This window comes from Bacillus sp. RC240 (assembly GCF_044907945.1).
GTDB lineage: Bacteria > Bacillota > Bacilli > Bacillales > Bacillaceae_G > Bacillus_A > Bacillus_A mycoides.
Map to the genome: position 1 here is coordinate 196,079 of NZ_JBIYCT010000003.1, position 17,361 is coordinate 213,439.

18 protein-coding genes and 1 pseudogene are annotated in these 17,361 nt (G+C 34.7%); 3 read left to right on the forward strand and 16 right to left on the reverse strand.

Annotation, left to right across the window (positions count from 1 at the left end):
* The first annotated feature begins 54 nt into the window (after positions 1 to 54).
* On the forward strand, positions 55 to 975 hold the full coding sequence (locus tag ABH955_RS12630) for a S66 peptidase family protein (RefSeq protein ID WP_002011617.1): 921 nt from the start codon (positions 55 to 57) through the stop codon (positions 973 to 975).
* Positions 976 to 1,002: 27 nt separating this feature from the next.
* On the opposite strand, the gene ABH955_RS12635 is transcribed toward ABH955_RS12630, so the two are convergent.
* From ABH955_RS12635 to ABH955_RS12645, 3 genes and pseudogenes are all read right to left on the reverse strand, one after another.
* Positions 1,003 to 1,401, reverse strand: a complete 399-nt coding sequence (locus tag ABH955_RS12635; protein ID WP_002135134.1) for an SseB family protein — start codon at positions 1,399 to 1,401, stop codon at positions 1,003 to 1,005.
* A gap of 63 nt (positions 1,402 to 1,464) precedes the next feature.
* A pseudogene (locus ABH955_RS12640) lies at positions 1,465 to 2,032 on the reverse strand (cysteine hydrolase family protein).
* Positions 2,033 to 2,045: 13 nt separating this feature from the next.
* On the reverse strand, positions 2,046 to 2,459 hold the full coding sequence (locus ABH955_RS12645; protein WP_170935223.1) for a carboxymuconolactone decarboxylase family protein: 414 nt from the start codon (positions 2,457 to 2,459) through the stop codon (positions 2,046 to 2,048).
* A gap of 123 nt (positions 2,460 to 2,582) precedes the next feature.
* Between ABH955_RS12645 and ABH955_RS12650 the strand changes: the two genes are divergently transcribed.
* On the forward strand, positions 2,583 to 3,035 hold the full coding sequence (locus ABH955_RS12650; protein ID WP_002011610.1) for an Lrp/AsnC family transcriptional regulator: 453 nt from the start codon (positions 2,583 to 2,585) through the stop codon (positions 3,033 to 3,035).
* A gap of 100 nt (positions 3,036 to 3,135) precedes the next feature.
* Positions 3,136 to 3,318 (forward strand): DUF3913 family protein, encoded by a 183-nt coding sequence (locus tag ABH955_RS12655; RefSeq protein WP_000707108.1) that lies wholly within the window; start codon positions 3,136 to 3,138, stop codon positions 3,316 to 3,318.
* Between the two features lie 29 nt (positions 3,319 to 3,347).
* Here ABH955_RS12655 and ABH955_RS12660 read toward each other — a convergent pair whose 3' ends face one another.
* The 13 genes from ABH955_RS12660 to ABH955_RS12720 form a co-directional block, all read right to left on the reverse strand.
* Positions 3,348 to 4,361 (reverse strand): CPBP family glutamic-type intramembrane protease, encoded by a 1,014-nt coding sequence (locus ABH955_RS12660; RefSeq protein ID WP_404457299.1) that lies wholly within the window; start codon positions 4,359 to 4,361, stop codon positions 3,348 to 3,350.
* Between the two features lie 313 nt (positions 4,362 to 4,674).
* Positions 4,675 to 5,451: an ABC transporter permease gene (locus tag ABH955_RS12665; RefSeq protein ID WP_088038202.1), complete on the reverse strand. Its 777-nt coding sequence runs from the start codon at positions 5,449 to 5,451 to the stop codon at positions 4,675 to 4,677.
* The gene (locus ABH955_RS12670) at positions 5,451 to 6,353 is read right to left on the reverse strand and encodes an ABC transporter ATP-binding protein (protein ID WP_002030591.1); all 903 of its coding nucleotides are present in this window, start codon (positions 6,351 to 6,353) and stop codon (positions 5,451 to 5,453) included. Before ABH955_RS12670 ends, ABH955_RS12665 begins: the two co-directional genes overlap by 1 nt.
* A gap of 14 nt (positions 6,354 to 6,367) precedes the next feature.
* Positions 6,368 to 7,150 (reverse strand): ABC transporter permease, encoded by a 783-nt coding sequence (locus ABH955_RS12675; protein ID WP_088038200.1) that lies wholly within the window; start codon positions 7,148 to 7,150, stop codon positions 6,368 to 6,370.
* A complete protein-coding gene (locus tag ABH955_RS12680) occupies positions 7,147 to 7,845 on the reverse strand; it encodes an ABC transporter ATP-binding protein (protein WP_088038198.1) in 699 nt (232 codons plus the stop codon). Before ABH955_RS12680 ends, ABH955_RS12675 begins: the two co-directional genes overlap by 4 nt.
* A complete protein-coding gene (locus ABH955_RS12685; RefSeq protein ID WP_201055843.1) occupies positions 7,842 to 8,222 on the reverse strand; it encodes a GntR family transcriptional regulator in 381 nt (126 codons plus the stop codon). Before ABH955_RS12685 ends, ABH955_RS12680 begins: the two co-directional genes overlap by 4 nt.
* Before the next feature lie 193 nt (positions 8,223 to 8,415).
* On the reverse strand, positions 8,416 to 9,789 hold the full coding sequence (locus ABH955_RS12690) for a putrescine aminotransferase (RefSeq protein ID WP_061675927.1): 1,374 nt from the start codon (positions 9,787 to 9,789) through the stop codon (positions 8,416 to 8,418).
* A complete protein-coding gene (locus ABH955_RS12695) occupies positions 9,790 to 11,283 on the reverse strand; it encodes an aldehyde dehydrogenase family protein (protein WP_201055840.1) in 1,494 nt (497 codons plus the stop codon).
* Positions 11,284 to 11,673: 390 nt separating this feature from the next.
* Positions 11,674 to 13,803 carry a sigma 54-interacting transcriptional regulator gene (locus ABH955_RS12700; RefSeq protein ID WP_404491154.1) on the reverse strand — a complete coding sequence of 710 codons (2,130 nt, stop codon included), beginning with the start codon at positions 13,801 to 13,803 and terminating at the stop codon, positions 11,674 to 11,676.
* A 144-nt stretch (positions 13,804 to 13,947) separates the two neighbouring features.
* On the reverse strand, positions 13,948 to 14,196 hold the full coding sequence (locus tag ABH955_RS12705; protein WP_002011502.1) for a biotin/lipoyl attachment domain-containing protein: 249 nt from the start codon (positions 14,194 to 14,196) through the stop codon (positions 13,948 to 13,950).
* 27 nt (positions 14,197 to 14,223) lie between these two features.
* Positions 14,224 to 14,514 (reverse strand): SAV0927 family protein, encoded by a 291-nt coding sequence (locus tag ABH955_RS12710; protein ID WP_000762559.1) that lies wholly within the window; start codon positions 14,512 to 14,514, stop codon positions 14,224 to 14,226.
* A gap of 18 nt (positions 14,515 to 14,532) precedes the next feature.
* Complete coding sequence (locus ABH955_RS12715) at positions 14,533 to 15,813, reverse strand: Glu/Leu/Phe/Val family dehydrogenase (protein ID WP_113936984.1); 1,281 nt, start codon at positions 15,811 to 15,813, stop codon at positions 14,533 to 14,535.
* A gap of 183 nt (positions 15,814 to 15,996) precedes the next feature.
* On the reverse strand, positions 15,997 to 17,346 hold the full coding sequence (locus ABH955_RS12720) for an APC family permease (RefSeq protein ID WP_016093021.1): 1,350 nt from the start codon (positions 17,344 to 17,346) through the stop codon (positions 15,997 to 15,999).
* Between the last annotated feature and the right edge of the window lie 15 nt (positions 17,347 to 17,361).

The window sequence follows — 17,361 nt, forward strand, 5'->3', positions numbered from 1 at the left end:
AGGATTGAACTTTCGCTCAAGCGAATATATTGAAAGAGAAGGAGGCTGAGAACAATGATTTATCCAAATGCGTTGCAAAAAGGTGATACAGTAATGGTTATTGCACCGTCTGGCCCACCAACACTTGAGAATATATTAAAAGGTGTGAACGTATTACAAGAGATGGGATTATCCGTAATAATTGGAAAGAGTGTTTATGAAAAATATGGATATTTAGCTGGAAGTGATCAAGTTCGTCTTGATGATATACATGAAGCATTTACAAATACTGAGGTCAAAGCAGTCTTTTGTGCACGAGGTGGTTACGGCAGTGCTCGTCTCCTCCCTTACATTCAATATGAAATCATTCAACGGAATCCAAAGATTTTTTGGGGATATAGCGATATTACGGCTTTACATACTGCCTTTTCACGTTATGCGGAGCTGGTTACTTTTCATGGTCCAATGATTGAAGAATTAGGAAAAGGTATAGATTCTCTCTCCTTATCTTCTTTCAATCAACTATTCCATCCGTATTCATCTATCTTATATGCATCAGAATGTATCGTACCTACCTCTCCATGTACAGTTACAGGCACATTAGTTGGAGGGAATTTAACTGTGTTAACAAGTATAATTGGCTCGCCCTATGAAATAAATACATCAAATAAACTTTTATTGCTTGAAGATATTGGTGAAGAACCGTACCGCATTGACCGGATGTTAAATCAACTACTTTTATCTGGACAGTTTAATGAATGCAGCGGCGTTATTTTTACAAGTTGTCACGACTGCAACCCTTCTAAGCCATCTCAATCATTGCAAACAATATTATATGAATATTTCACGCCATATAATATACCTGTGTTATTCGGTTTACCGATTGGACATATAAGTCCAAATATCGGTATTCCCCTCGGAGCTACAGCAACAATAAATACAACTAACAAAACTGTTTCTATTTCTTCTGGTATAGCCACTCCATGTTCAAATTAAAAAGGAAAAGCTGCTAAGCTTTTCCTTTTACTTATAATAATTAAAAATCCGTCCAGATGAGATATCTGAAATCTCTTCTGGAATAAATGTTTTACTTATATCAGTACCAACATTTAATACAGCTGTTGCATCCTTCTCAATGCCACCAAATAATTCTTTTCCACGTATCGTAATAAGGGGCGTACCTTCTGGCAACACATCTTTTACAAATTTCAATTGTGTAAAGAACGGAACGATCCATCTACCCTCTCCTTGGAAATGACGCAAACGAAGTGTTCCTTCCGTTGCCCCGTCTTCTGCTTCAAGTGAACCAGCAACATAAAACTCCGTTGATAAGAGCAATTCATAAAATTCCTTTTGCTTTTGTTTATCCTCTCCTGCTAAAACGAGTACTTTTTCTATTTTCTTTACTGAAATTTGCTCCATATGATGCCACCCCTATTTTCAAAATGATTATACTTAGATTATACGAAATATTCTTATTTTTTTCTACATAATTCCACAATTATTTTCTTGAAATAATTTTAAAACACCTTCAATCGTAACGATTTTGGCAAATTCATCATGTAAGTTTACAAGTGTCATATTGTGAATGTCCTCTGCACTATACTCTGTCCCGTCCAGACCTTTACGATTGAATGTAGCCGTCGCATCGCTCACTAAATACGTTGTAACCTGCCATCCGTGTTGTAGTCTCCACACAATGATTTGTTGTTAATCCTACAATCACTACCGTATTACATTTTTGTTGTCTTAATTGTTCTTCCAAATTTGTCCCAATGAACGCGCTATTAACGGATTTCTGGATAATTATTTCATCTGGCATTGGTTGCACTTCTTCTTTAAAGTTTACCGTTTCCGCATGTTGATAAAACATCGATTGAACATTTTCTTTATTTACATGTTGAATATGAAAAACTGGTAGTTTTCTTTTTCTCCATTCTTCTAACAAACTTTTCATATTTTCTTCCGCCAAAAGGTTATTCCTCACGCCCCAGTATGGTAAGTTAAATGCTTCCTGTACATCAATGATTATAAGTGCTGCTTGATTAAGCATAATATCCTCCTAATTAATTGGGCTGTAATTGAAACAGAAAACCAAGTTGCTGCGAAGCAGTAATAAAACAAATATAGGCACAAAGCTCTACAATTTCTTTTTCAGTCCAATATTGTTTTAATATATGAAACATATTATCATCTATCGCCTTTTGGTCATGAACAAATGCATGTGCAAAAGTAACGGCTACGCTAATTTCTTCTATTTTTTGTATATCATCCGGCTTTCCCTTTGCCATACAGTACGGACATTCATTCCCAAACGCTAATGTTCTTCTTACTTGCTCCTTTAACTCTACGGAAAGGGCCCCTGTACTATACAGTGTATTCTCTAACGTACTCCACGAATTTAATATATCTGGATTATGACCTAATAATTTTTGAAACTTTGTATCTCCTACATTTGATAATGTAATTCTCTCCATCATTTCCCCTCCTATTTCCTTCTTTTTTATTGTAAAATAAATAAAGTTCACTTTACATTTCATATGAATCTTAATTTTTAATTTTTCTTTACAAAAATTATCATTTTACTGGAGGTATATTTACAAATGCAATTAGACCGTGTTGATCGAAAAATTTTAAATGAATTATATAATGATAGCCGCCTTTCGATGCGTGAATTAGCAAAACGAGTAAACTTATCGGCTCCGTCTACTACAGAACGTGTACGTAAACTTGAAAGTGAAGGGATTATTCAAAAATACACAATCGATATCAATTATAAAAAAGCAGGACTTGTTTTAGATTGTATTTTAGAAATCACTTTAAAAAATGGTGATACAACACGTATGCAACAGTTTATTCAGTCTTATCCATCTGCAAGTTTTTGTTACCGAGTAACAGGAAGCTTGTGCTACATTGTAAAAATCTCTGTTCCTTCACTCGTTGAACTTGAAGAATTTATCAATGATGTTTCTTCATATGCAACGACAGTTTCTCATATCGTATTATCAGAAGTAGCTCTTACTCCGGACATTGAACATATATTCCCAGAAGATTAATTCATCTTTATTCACAAAAAGAGTAAAAACCCCTTACATTAAGAATAAAAATGATATATCATGTATTAAAATACATAAAGTTCGAGAAAGGGGCTTTACATTGAAAATCTGGTTTTATGAAAAAACGGCACAATTAGATGACTTGCTTGGTATTTGGGACAATGTTCCGACCATCCCTCGAATTGGTGAAAAAGTTGAACTTCTAAAAACCGTTCGGATCGTTACAGATATTAAATATGTAAAGAACGGTAATAATTTTCGTGTAGAGATTATTACAAATTAAAAAGTAGCTCTTTAGGAGCTACTTTTTAATTATCTATTATGCGCTTTCTTTATAACAATTTTATCTTCTTCTACAGAAACTGTTACATAATCATTTTCTTCTAACCGAAGCTTATTTACAGCTTCATCAGGTAATTCTACAGCCATCAATCTATCTGTTACTATCACTTGGCTATATATTTCATTTTCTTCTGATGTATTCACTACTTTTTCTTCATTTATGAAACGAATCGGTGGCACACCAACTTCTTTTACTGTACGCCACTGGTTCCAAGTAAAAGGAATGAACCATAATAAACCGATAATCACAAGACCAATGCCGATCCATAAATTACTTTGTGCTTGTAATTCAGTAATCGAGATTGCGTCACTTCCATCTCCACCTACAAATTGCATACTCGTTGCAATCAAATTATTTAGAGCATGCACAGCAATATTCGTCCATATATTTTTTGTCTTTATGTATAGAAGGCACATAATAACACCGAACATGAAAGCACCGATAACATCAAAGTGTCCTAGTCCAAAAATAAGAGAGGATATAATAACCGCTCGTTTAATCCCCCATTTGTAAGCCATTCGCTGCAAGAAAAAACCTCTAAAAATAACCTCTTCCATTATTGGGGCTAATACACATGCTGAAATGAAAGTAAATACCGTCATGTATATGTTACTCGTATTAATTACATTTCCATCTTCTAACATGGTAACTAAGAAATCAGGTAAAGTATGTGCTAAAATATAAAATTGAATTTGGGATATACCGACTGCAAAAACCATTCCCATGATCGTTGCTAATACAATTAACCCCCAATGTAAACGTCCAGGCTTATCAAAAAAGCTTTTAAAAACAACATTATTTTTACTTGTTTTTAAATATAGCCACAATAGTGGAAATGCAAAAAATATTGATATTTGTGACAGCAACTCTATCGTATTGTCAGAAGCACCTGATAAACTTAATGGAATCATCGTCAGGAACATCCCTATAATCATCCATCCAAAAAAACTACGTAGCCTTATACGTGAAAATGCATGTTGCATATGGAACACCTCCAGAGATGATATAAAGTGAAACTTTATTCAGTATTTTATGGGTAGCCCTTCTCCACAAATGGCCGGATAACTAAATTATAATATGAATATAGTTGAAAATCTTCCTATTTTTCTCACTTTATTCCGAATAATATACGTATTAAATTACATAATAACAATCCTATTTGATATACCATATCAATGTTCTTCAACTTAGTTATAATTATGTTCCTAAGTAAATATGTATCTGCCACACTTAAAAGCTACATAAATCAAAAAAGCTGGTTAATAAAAATCCCCGTTAACACGGGGATTTTTTCTACTATAATACGTCACGTTTTTGGAATAATACACTTGATGCTACAAGTAATACAGCAAAATATGCAACCACAAGTAATAATGAAGTTGTAAACGTAAATTCTGTAAATGGTGGTTCTACTCCGCCACTTACTAATTTATTACTGTCGTAAACACTTAAATTTAAATGGAAAAACACCACAAATTTCGCTACACCTTTTGCAAACATCATTAGTACCATATTAATTGGTCCTTGTAAGAAAAATAGGAACATCGTAATAATTAATGGTAATACAGAATTTCTAAATACATTAGCTAAGCAAAATGAAAGAGTTGCAAAGAAGAACGGTGAAAGTACTTGATATAAAATGGACTTCATTACGATTCCTAACGTTACTCCTGTTTTACTACCATCCATTACAATCCCGCCAATAATCATTGCGATTAACGTGCTAGCAAATATGATAAATAATATAGTAAGTAACACTGTAATATATTTAGAGAACAAAACTGTAATTCGTTTTCTCGGACGGATTAATAACTGCTTAATTGTACCTTTTTGGAACTCATCAGTAATTGTACGAGACGCAATCGTAATTCCAAAAATTGTTGCAAATAAGGTAATTAAACCAATCTCTGAACTTACAAAATCTAAATATGATCCTTTAAACTCATTTCCTCCTCCCCATTTCAGCATCGCTAAAACTCCCAAAATCTCCAATGCTGCAATTACACCTATTAAAATGTACATACCTTTTTTCGCATGTAACTTTAAAAATTCATTTTGAATTAATTTAAACATTACGCTTTCACTCCCCCTGTAATCGCTAAGAACTCATCCTCTAACGTTTTATTTTGAACAGTAACACCGTATACGAGTACATCAGCATTCACTAACTGTTTTACAATTTGCGGAATCTCTTCTTTCATTACAGATGCCACAGCTACATTTCCTTGTACTTTACCTTTAATAATTTCGTTCGCTTTTTGAACTTGATCTACTTCAAATGCAACTACAACTGTTTCATCATGCTTCGCTTGTTCATGTAAGTTATACTCTTGTACAAACTCACCTTGCTTTATAATAACTACACGATCACACATTAATTCAATTTCACTTAATAAATGACTTGATACAATGACTGCAATATTTTCTTCTTTCGCTAATCGTTGTAAATAATCACGAATTTGGCGAATACCAGCTGGATCTAATCCATTTGTCGGTTCATCTAAAATTAAGATTTTCGGCTGATGAAGTAACGCCTGCGCAATTCCTAAACGCTGTTTCATACCAAGTGAGTATGTTTTCACCTTTTTATGAATCGCATGCTCTAATTCAACAAGCTTTACAATTTCAGCGATGCGCTCTTTACTAATTGGGGTAATCGCCATGTTCGCAAAATGCTTTAAATTTTGCATTCCAGTCATATAATCATATAGCTCGGGATTTTCTACAATCGCTCCAATTTGCTCTAGCGCCTTTTCACGCTCTGTGCGAATACTATGACCACAAATTGTAATATCGCCTTCTGTCATAGAAATAAGACCTGTCATCATACGAATTGTCGTTGTCTTACCGCTACCGTTCGGTCCAAGGAATCCGTATACCTCTCCTTCTCGAACCTCAAATGATAAGCCCCGAATAATTTCTGTTCTACCGATTTTTTTTCGGACATTTTCTAATTTCACTACTACATTTCCCAATGATGATTCCTCCTTTAAACTTCTAGTTTTTTGTCGATAATATAAGCGATTAAATAAACGATTAAAATACTAGCAATTAGCATAAAACTTATATTAAGAGCATTAAACCCATTATTATTAAACATATCTATAAGCAGATTTCCGCTTTCACTCTTATATTCATCTCTCCGCAACCATTGGAAAGTTGGGATTAATTTCCCTAACAATACGGAGACTAAAGTAAAGGCTATATTTATTACTAAAGAAATAATTACTATCAGTATATTTTGTGCCTTTTTCTTTTTAGTCAGCAATTTAACTAAAGTAACTACTAATAAAATTTGTAACACCGCAAATAAAAACTCAAATAAATCACTCATTGTATATATTAAATTATTAATAATGCCTGCTTGCAAAATCTCTTTTGCATCTATATATACATACGTCGTAGGAAATGCTAATACATAACCTACGTAGAAAAGAATCCCAACTATTCCATACCACATAGCCATCACAATATAAAAGAAGATAAGCATAGAAAACACATATTGTTTCCCAGATAGTGCTGTAAGACGTAACATTGGATTAGTCAGTAAGCGTGAATATGATTTCATTGTTTGTATAAACATATAAATGGCATAAAAAATAAATATAATCATAATGATTCCAAATATGCCCTCTTGTCTATCGATAGCCGCATCACTCTTCCTTACAATCATTTGTGAAAACAAAACAGCTTCAATTAGCACAAAAAGTAAAAAAGCGACAATGTATCTTTTCTTATTCACATTCCACAAATAGGACAATATTGACTTCACTTACTAAACACCTCCTTAAACAATTCATGAACTGCTTTTCCTCTCTGAAAACGAAGTTCTTCTACATTTTCATACAATACAATTTCTCCATCTTTTAAAAAGATTACCTCATCAAAAATATTTTCAACTTCATTTATTAAATGAGTTGAGATTAGTATGGTACAATCTTCTCTATAAAATTGTAGAATGAGATCTAATACGTGTTTTCTAGAAACAAGATCAATCCCGCCAAGTGGTTCATCTAGTACATATAACTTCGCTTTTCGAGAAAATGTTAAAATAATTTGAAGCTTTTCAATCATCCCTTTTGATAATGCTATAATTTTTTCTTCTAACGGTATTTTAAATTCTGCAATCGTATCTACTGCTCTTTGAATATCAAAGTCTTTATAAAAATCTCGATAGAAAAATAGGGCATCTTTTACAGTCATCCAATCATCAAAGACTGGCTTATCAGACATAAATGAAACGATTTCTTTCGTCTCTAACCCTACTTTTTTACCGTTAATTACTATGCTGCCTTCAGAAGGATGCTGCAATCCTGCAATCATTTTTAATAACGTCGTTTTCCCGCTTCCGTTATCTCCAACAAGCCCAACGATTTTTCCTTCTGTAATCTCTATGTTTAACTCACGGATCACTGCTTTTAATCCGTACCGCTTCCATAGATTTTCTATTTTTAATAACTCTGTCATTCGCTCTCCTCCCTTTTCTCATGTAATGAAGAACGAAGGATTGTAAGAATTTCTTCTTCTGAAAAACCTAAATTGTCCATTCCATCTATAAAAGAATGAAGTAATTCTTTCGCCATATCTTTTCGCAGCTCCATAATCTTCTCCCCTTCATTCGTTACATATCGTCCCATTCCTCTACGTGTTACTACAACTCCATCCCGCTCTAACTCTTGAAATGTACGTTGAATCGTATTTGGATTTACTTGTAATTCACTCGCTAATTCACGTACAGAGGGAATTTTATCACCAGGCGATAAATGACCCGTTACAATTTCTTTCTTTATGTATTCCATTACTTGAATGTAAATTGGTGTATTTGGAGAAAACTCGATTTTCATTTCTCCCCTCCTGTCTTAGTGTGTTAGTTAAATAGTACACTAAGACAAATTACATGTAAATACTTAAAACAAAAAATGTAATAAAAAGGCAGTGTAACTTTTCGTTACACTGCCTTCCTGTAATACAATATAAGTAAATCTATTCTAATTATAGTTTCAATCGTTTGAATTCACATATAATCTTATGCGAAATTTATTTTACTTTTACTTGAGTTAGCACAGATTTAAACGTATTAATAACTGTATCTACTTCTTCATAGCTAATTGTAAGGGATGGTTCAATACGAATTGTTTTTGAATTAATTAATGTTCCCGCAACAAGAATACCTTGATCAAACATCGCCTTTGACACTTCATAACCAATCTCGTCTTTATGGAATTCAATCCCAATCATTAAACCTTGACCACGGATTTCAAAGATTTTATCTTCATGTCCTTCTGCTGCTTGTTTCAATCCATTTAAGAAATACTCCCCAACTTCCATCGCTCGTTCCGGTAATTTCTCTTCCAATAATACATGAATTGTTGCAATTGCAGCAGCGCATGCAAGAGGATTCCCGCCAAACGTTGTTGTGTGCATAAATGGATTTTCAAACCAACTTTTGAATACTGTTTCTTTCGCAACAATAGCTCCCGCTGGCATTACACCTCCACCAAACGCCTTCGCAAGACAAATAATATCCGGCACGACATCATATAATTCTGCAGCAAACATTTTTCCTGTACGTCCCATTCCAGTTTGTACTTCATCAAAGATAAGGAGTGATCCAAACTCATCACAAAGCTCTCGTACTTGTTTCAAATAATTTTCTGGAGGTAAAATAATACCGCCCTCTCCTTGAATTGGTTCTAAAATAACTGCTGCAACATCTTCTCCCACTAATGCACATGTCTCAAATGTTTTTCTCATCATATCAATATCGCCAAACGGAACATGACGGAAACCCGGAATTAATGGTAAAAATGGCTTACGGAACATTCCTTTTGCCGTCCCAGATAAAGCACCAAGGCTCTTACCATGGAAAGCACGCGTTGTAGCAATGAAAGTTGTTCGTTCACTATACATTTTTGCTAGTTTTAATGCTGCCTCTACGCTTTCTGTTCCACTATTTGTGAAGAAGGCGTATTTCAAATCACCAGGTGTAATATCCGCTAAAATCTTTGCAAGCATTGCTCGAAGTGGATCCAGTAAATCCTGACTGTGTAATGCTTGACGTTTTAATTGATCTGTCACAGCTTTTACCACTTTCGGATTACGGTGACCAACATTATAAATTCCAAATCCACCTAAACAGTCAATATATCTTTTACCGTTAATATCCATGAAACAAGATCCTTCATCTGACCACTCTACTGCTGCAAATTGTCCATCTTTTGTTACTGTTTTTCTATAAGCAAGAAAACCAGGGTTTACATGCTCTCTAAATCCGTCTACTGTTTCTTTTTGAATCCAGTTTGCCTCTTCTTCAGTAACCTTTTCTTTTTCAATTAACTGTAGTACTTTCGTAATATACTCATTTACATTTGATTCTTTCTCATTCAATTTATTTTTCACGTTCGTTTCCATCTAATTCACTCCTACATTTTTTTTATTTGCAAACCAACCTATTGGCTCTACTTCTAGATTTATATTAATCTGCTTAATTTCTTGAAATTCTTCTAACCCAAACGTCCCTAGACTACGACCTATACCACTTTGCTTATATCCGCCCCAAGGTGCCTCATTGTATGTTGGATGATAACTATTAATCCACGTAATTCCTGCGCGAAGTTTGCGAATCACACGCATTGCTTTTGCACCATCAACTGTAAATACTCCTCCAGCCAAACCATAGTCTGTACCGTTTGCCAACTCAATTGCTTCCTGTTCGTCTTTAAACTTTTGAATTACTACAACAGGACCGAAGATTTCTTCCTGGACAATACGCATATCAGGTTTTACATTGACAAAGACTGTTGGTTCAATAAAGAAACCATCACCTTTTCCATCCTCCATTATTCGTCTACCTCCGCAAGCAACGTTTGCACCTTCGTCTTTCCCGATTTCAATGTAACGCAATACTTTTTCCATATGTTCTTGACTTACAAGTGGCCCCATTTCTGATTCTGGATTATCACCAGGCCCAACGTTAATTTGCTGTGCTCGCTCTACAAAACTATTAACAAATTTATCATAAATATTTTCTTCGACAAGGATTCTTGATCCTGCTGAACATACTTGTCCGCTACCTGCATAAATACCGAATAGAGCATAATCAATAGCGGTCTCAAAATCTGCATCTGCAAAAATAATATTTGGAGATTTCCCTCCAAGTTCTAACGAAATCTTTTTCATATTATCTGCCGCTGTTCTCATAATGTGCTTACCTGTTTTTGTTCCACCTGTAAAGGAAATCATGTCCACTTTATTACTCGCTGCAATTTCATTTCCTACTATTGGACCGGCCCCCATTACCATATTGGCAACACCTTTTGGTAGCCCTACTTTTTCAATGATTTCGAATAGTTTTGTTGCAGTGATTGGTGTCACTTCAGAAGGTTTAAACACAATGGTATTTCCAGCTGCTAAAGCAGGTGCAATTTTCCATACACTCATCAATAGCGGATAATTCCATGGAACAATTAATCCACAAACACCAACTGGCTCTCTTACAACCATCGCTTGCATCGGATCGGCTACATGATATGTTTGACCATCTGGCTTTGTAATCAATCCGGCATAATAGCGAAAACAAGCCGCTGCATCTCCAATATCTCCTTCTGCCTCACGGTACGTTTTTCCATTATCCATTGTTTCAAGGTATACTAATTCTTCCATATTTTTATCAATTTCATCTGCTATTTTAAATAAATATGATGCCCTTTCAGCAGTGGATGTTGCTGACCAAATTCCGCTATCGAAAGCCGTTCTTGCCACTTCTATCGCGTATTTTGCATCCTCAATCGTTCCCTCAGGTGCATATGCTATACCCTTGCCATTCGCAGGGTTAATAATCGTTCTTTTTTCTTGATCACTAGAGTCTCTCCATTCACCGTTTACATACATTTTTAAATCTAGCACTATATTGAATCCCCCTTCATCGATCGTTTATATATTTATAAGCAATTTCCATGCCAATATTTAAAATTCAAAAGAATCATACATAAAGTGAAACTTTAATTAGCCCTCACCAATCGGGCATTTACGGACAGCAGGGCTTCCACCTAACTTCTTTGCTCCATCTGAATTTTGAGGTGGGAGTTTTACTGCCCACAAATAGCGGGATAAACTGACTATTTTCTTAAAAACAACAAACATTTTATGCATTTCCGCATACACTATTCCATTTTGCATAAAGTGAAACTTTAATCATTTCCGCTACCGCCTTCACCACTCGGGACTTGAATCCCAGAGAATATGTACATGCTGAGCACACACAAAAAGGAGAAGTCTATGTGACCTTCTCCTTTTTTAGGAATATGAGATGATATCAGCCGCTATCTCTTTTTCACTAACAATCTTTTGATATTTGCGACTCACTGAAGATTGGCTGATTCCAAGAGCTTTTGCAGCCTTAGTCGTTGTTTTGTACTGCTTCATTGCAAGTAAAATCAATTGTTCTTCTACAGAATGTAGTGCTTCTTGTAATGGTAATACTCTTGTAATAACTGGTTTTGATTTTTTAAAGTCATAACCAGTTGTTAAAAACTTACTAACAAACTCCGCTTCAATTACTGGATCGTCTGCTGATACTACTAAACGTTCAATCATATTTTGTAATTCACGTACATTTCCTGGCCATGAGTAAAACTCTAGTAAGCTAAGCGCATCTGGAGTTAAATGATAATTTTTATTATATTTTTCATTTAACTGTTGTAAGAAATGAAAGGCAAGTACCGGAACATCTTCCATTCGCTCTCGTAGAGAAGGAACTCGCAGTGGAATTACATTTAGCCGATAAAATAAATCTTCACGGAATGTTCCAGATTCGACCATCTTTTCAAGGCTCTTATTTGTAGCAGCAATAATTTGTACATTTATTTTCATAGGTGTTGTACTTCCAATAGGAATTACTTCTTGTTCCTGCAGGACTCTAAGCAATTTTACTTGCAAATGTAAAGGCATTTCTCCAATTTCATCTAAAAATAAAATACCTTGATCCGCCCGCTTAAAATATCCTTCTTTTCCATTTTTATCGGCTCCTGTAAAAGCACCTTTCGTATAACCAAATAGTTCACTTTCTAGCAAAGTTTCTGGAATTGCACCACAATTTAATTTTAAAAATGGCTTTGAAGATCGGTTTCCAAGTTGATGAATTGCCTGAGCAATTACTTCTTTTCCGACGCCAGATTCTCCAGAAATAAGAACATTGGAAGAAAAATCTGCTATTTTTTTAGCTTGGTTAATAATTTGCTCCATTTTCGGACTACAGTAGATAAGCTTCTTAAGAAAACGATCTTTATTTTTAAAGTCATCTAACTCCTTCTTATATTGCTCTGATATCTTCTTTATTTCATGTAATTCCGTCTTCAATCTCGTTGCTTCGGTAATATCCCTGGAGGCAATAATAATACGATGAAGCTCTCCGTTTTCATTAAATACAGGGTTTCCAACTGCTAATATTTTTCTTCCGCTTTTTGTTTCTTGTACAACTGATACCTTTTTTTGTTTTTCCAACACTAATCGCGTAACCGATGGACTAAATAATCCTTTCTTTTCTAGGTCTAAAAGATTTTTCCCTAACAAGTCCTTCAAATTACTCCCCCAAAAATCATTGATAACAGTTTCACTATAACGAATTAATTCCCCTTTATGATTAACAACTAATATTTCATCATAAATGCTAGACAAAATTGCATGTAAATCTTTATTTAAATCCTTTATATATTCAATTTCCATCGCCATGTCCTCGACCATCGGCAAATCTTGCACAATAATAACCATTCCTTCAATACTTTGATCAAAGTTTGGAATTGGACTATAGTCAACTAATACACCCATCTCATTTGTGATTTGTAATTGATTCAAGATCGTTTTTCCCGTTGTAAATACGTTATTAATGTGCTCTTCGTTAAAAATCAGTTTTGCTGGTACATTCATAACTTTTTCAGGAGTCGATTTAATCATCTTCAAACCAGACTCATTGCAATTTACAATTTTCTTTTCACGATCTACTACAAAAATCCCCATTGGAATAGACGTTAAAATAATTTTTAATATATCAACACTCTGATTTTCTTGTTTAAATAGTTCTGCAAAAACATCCTCTCTTCTTATATATCCTGTTAGCTCATCCACTTCATTTTTTACTATGGCAATCGGCGCTCCAATAATTTGAAAAAGAGCTGTTAAAGAAATATCTTTACTAAGATGACATATTGTATCTAGTGAAACAGCATTTGAAAGTAATAGCTTAGAAGTTAATTCCTTACTATTTGATAGCAGATCCTTCACATGAACGTATGCAAATAATTTCTCTCCTCTTTTTAAAAATAGAAACGATTCTTTTATATTTTTAACATCTATATTCCATTCCTTTTCAGATTGATCGATAGTTAGAGAAACTATGGGTCTAATTTTTGTATGAGCGATGGAAAACATTCTGCTATTCCTCCTTTGAACTATTTAATTTGTATTGTATCATTAAAAACAGATTTTTTTAATTAATCTGAAAATAAAACATTTCTTTCTTTATTTAATAAAAAAAGGAAGATGAGTGCCTCCATCTTCCTCATAGTTCTATTATTAATCACTACCACTAACGAAAAGATCTTCTTGAATATAAGCTAATACCATACCTGGAATTACTTTATCTCCCGCTTCTACTTCTAAAGATTGAACTTCTCCACTACATCCCATCTTAATTACTTCCAGTTTACCATTCATATCTTTAATAGCGAATAATGGCTCCCATTCATAAATTCGAGAATCCTTATCGATAGACACTTTTTCAATTATTCCATAACACGGACTCGTAATAATATCATAATACATACTCAATCATCCCTTTCTTTTATTCTATTAATATTGTTCTTCTAACCTTTGTGACTGAAGAATCATATAGAAAAAGCTTTGAAACTCTTCTATGTCCTCTACCTCAATGCCTAACCTTGTTGCCCAATATTGTTCCTCTCCAATATCTTCTTGGCTTAATAAAACCATTCTCCCATTTTGAATTGAGGTAACCATTGCTTTTCCAAGAAACTGTTGCGAATACGTAACAGCTATATCGTAACGATGACTATTCGACACAATACAGTAATAACCGATTTGTTGTCTCTCCACTTCTTCTAATAAAATATCCAGTTTCATTTTAGCCCTCCCTTTAGGTTAAAAATGCAACCAACCTCTTAGACGCGATGCTTCTACAATCTTGCGAACCCCTTCCATATAAGCAGCAATTTTCATATTTACTCCAAAGCGTTTAGAAGTATCAAGTACGTTAGAAAAACTAGATGTAATTTTCTCCTTTAAACATTGATCAACATATTGCTCTGTCCAGTAATATCCTTGGTTATTTTGACACCATTCAAAATATGAAACAATCACGCCACCAGAGTTTGCTAAAATATCTGGAACAACCAAAATTCCTTTTTCTTCTAACATGGTTATCGCCTCTTTTGTTGTTGGTCCATTTGCAGCCTCAATGATAATCTTACATCCAAGCTTTCCTGCATTATGTTTTGTAATGACTCCTCCAATTGCCGCCGGAATGAGTACATCACATTCTTTTTCTAACAACTCCTGATTAGAAATTATTTTACTAAAGAGATTCGATACTACACCGAAAGAATCTCTGTTTTCTAGTAAATAAGGAACATCTAGACCGTCTGGATTATAAATTCCTCCTATAGCATCTGATACCCCGACTACTTTCACACCAATATCATATAAATATTTTGCCAAATAACCTCCAACATTCCCAAACCCTTGAATAATAACTCGCATATTTTGTAGCGGAATTTGTTTTAACTCACTTACTAACTGAAGTGTATACAATACACCTTTAGAAGTTGCTGTTTCCCGCCCTTGTGATCCTCCTAGCATTAATGGCTTCCCGGTTATAAAGCCTGGAGAGTCAAACTCCCTGATATGGTCATATTCATCTAGCATCCAAGCCATAATTTGCGCATTTGTATACATATCAGGTGCTGGAATATCTTTCGTCGGCCCCACAATTTGACTTACTGCTCTTACATACCCACGACTCAGTAACTCTAGTTCTCTAAAACTCAACTCCTGTGGATTACAAATAATCCCGCCCTTTGCGCCTCCATATGGCAGTCCTGTCACTCCACATTTCAAGCTCATCCAGCCAGCAAGTGCTTTTACTTCTTCTGCCGTAACATCTGGATGAAATCTAATACCACCTTTTGTTGGCCCTGCTGCGTCGTTATGCTGAGCGCGATACCCTTGAAATACCTTTGTTGTTCCATCATCCATTCGAACAGGAATGCTTACTTCTAAAAAACGCATCGGTTTTTTCAGAAATTCGAATACTTCGTCTGGATAACTTAAAAAATGAAGCGCCTCTTTTAATATAGCTTGAAATTCCTCTAAAGGATTTTCAACTTCAACTGTATTTGTATGTTTTTCTGATTGAATCGGCACGATAACACCCCTCTTTATATTTTTACTAATTGTACAAAGCAATAATCGTGCCAAGTGAAAATACTACGTTAATCATATCGTGTCATCCCCTTTACTTATGAATCTTTGAATGACTTATGCAATGCTGCATGATTATCAAATATAAAAAAAAGACATCGGAACTTATCCGATGCCTTTTTCTTTTTATATTTCCTGTGCTTCTTCAAAATGCATTTGCGGAGGAGCTGAACGGAACATATTTGTAACATATAGAAGGTACCCAATTCCAATAGCAGCCCAGCAAAGTCCCAAAATAAGTGAATGGATATTGAGATTAAACCATAGTACGGCTACAGTAGCAGCACCCAAAATAGGCATAACTAAGTAATTTAAGAAATCTTTTATCGTCTTATATCTTTTTTTCTTGATTATATAGTAAGAAATTACAGACAAATTAACAAATGTAAATGCAATAAGCGCTCCAAAGTTAATAAGAGATGCTGCTGTTTCTAAATCAATGAATATAGCGAAGAGCGAAATAATTCCTACAAAAATAATATTATATACTGGGGTTCTCCAGCGAGGATGAATGTATCCGAATATTTTCTTCGGAATTACATTATCTCGCCCCATTACGTATAATAACCTGGATACACTTGTTTGAGAAGCTAAACCAGACGCAAGTGTCCCCATAAGGGTTCCTACTAAAAAGAAAGCTTGAAATAATTTCCCGCCAACATATAGCGCAATTTCTGGGGATGCTGATTCTTGATTTTTAAATACAGATGTATCTGGAAACATAGATTGTGTAAAATACGTTGTAGTAATGAATAAAACTCCGCCGATTAAAGCAGTAAGAAAAATAGCTCGAGGAATTGTTTTTTTGGCGTTTGGTGTCTCTTCTGAAAATGTAGTTACTGCATCAAAACCTAAAAATGAGAAACAAAGAATTGTTGCACCTGCAACTAACGGTGATATTTGTATATCTGATTGAAAAAACGGCTGAATGGAAAAAACTTCTCCTGTTCCCTCTCCCGCTAATAAGCCTTTTATAACTAGAAAAACAAATACGGCCATTACTAACACTTGAAATATTACTAAGAACGTATTGAAATTAGCAGTAACATTTACGCTAATCATATTTATTAATGTAACCAGGAGAACAAAGCCAATGACCCATACCCAACTAGGAACACTTGGGAAAAATGCTGACATATAAATTCTCGTTAATAGTGCGTTCACCATTGGTAGAAACAAATAATCCAATAACGCGGACCATCCAACAAGAAACCCAAGCCTTGCACTAATTGTCTTCTGTGTATACGTATAAGCAGATCCTGCGGTAGGAAAAGCCTTTACCATTTTGCCGTAGCTTGCAGCGGTAAACAACATCCCCGCTAATGCAATAAGATAAGCTCCTGGAACATGACCACCCGTTTTTTCAGAAACGATTCCAAATGTATCAAACCCAACCATCGGTGTCATATACCCGACCCCTAGCATAACAATTGACCAAAGCCCTAATGAACGTTTTAAACCAACTACTTTCCCCACCTATCATTCCTCCTA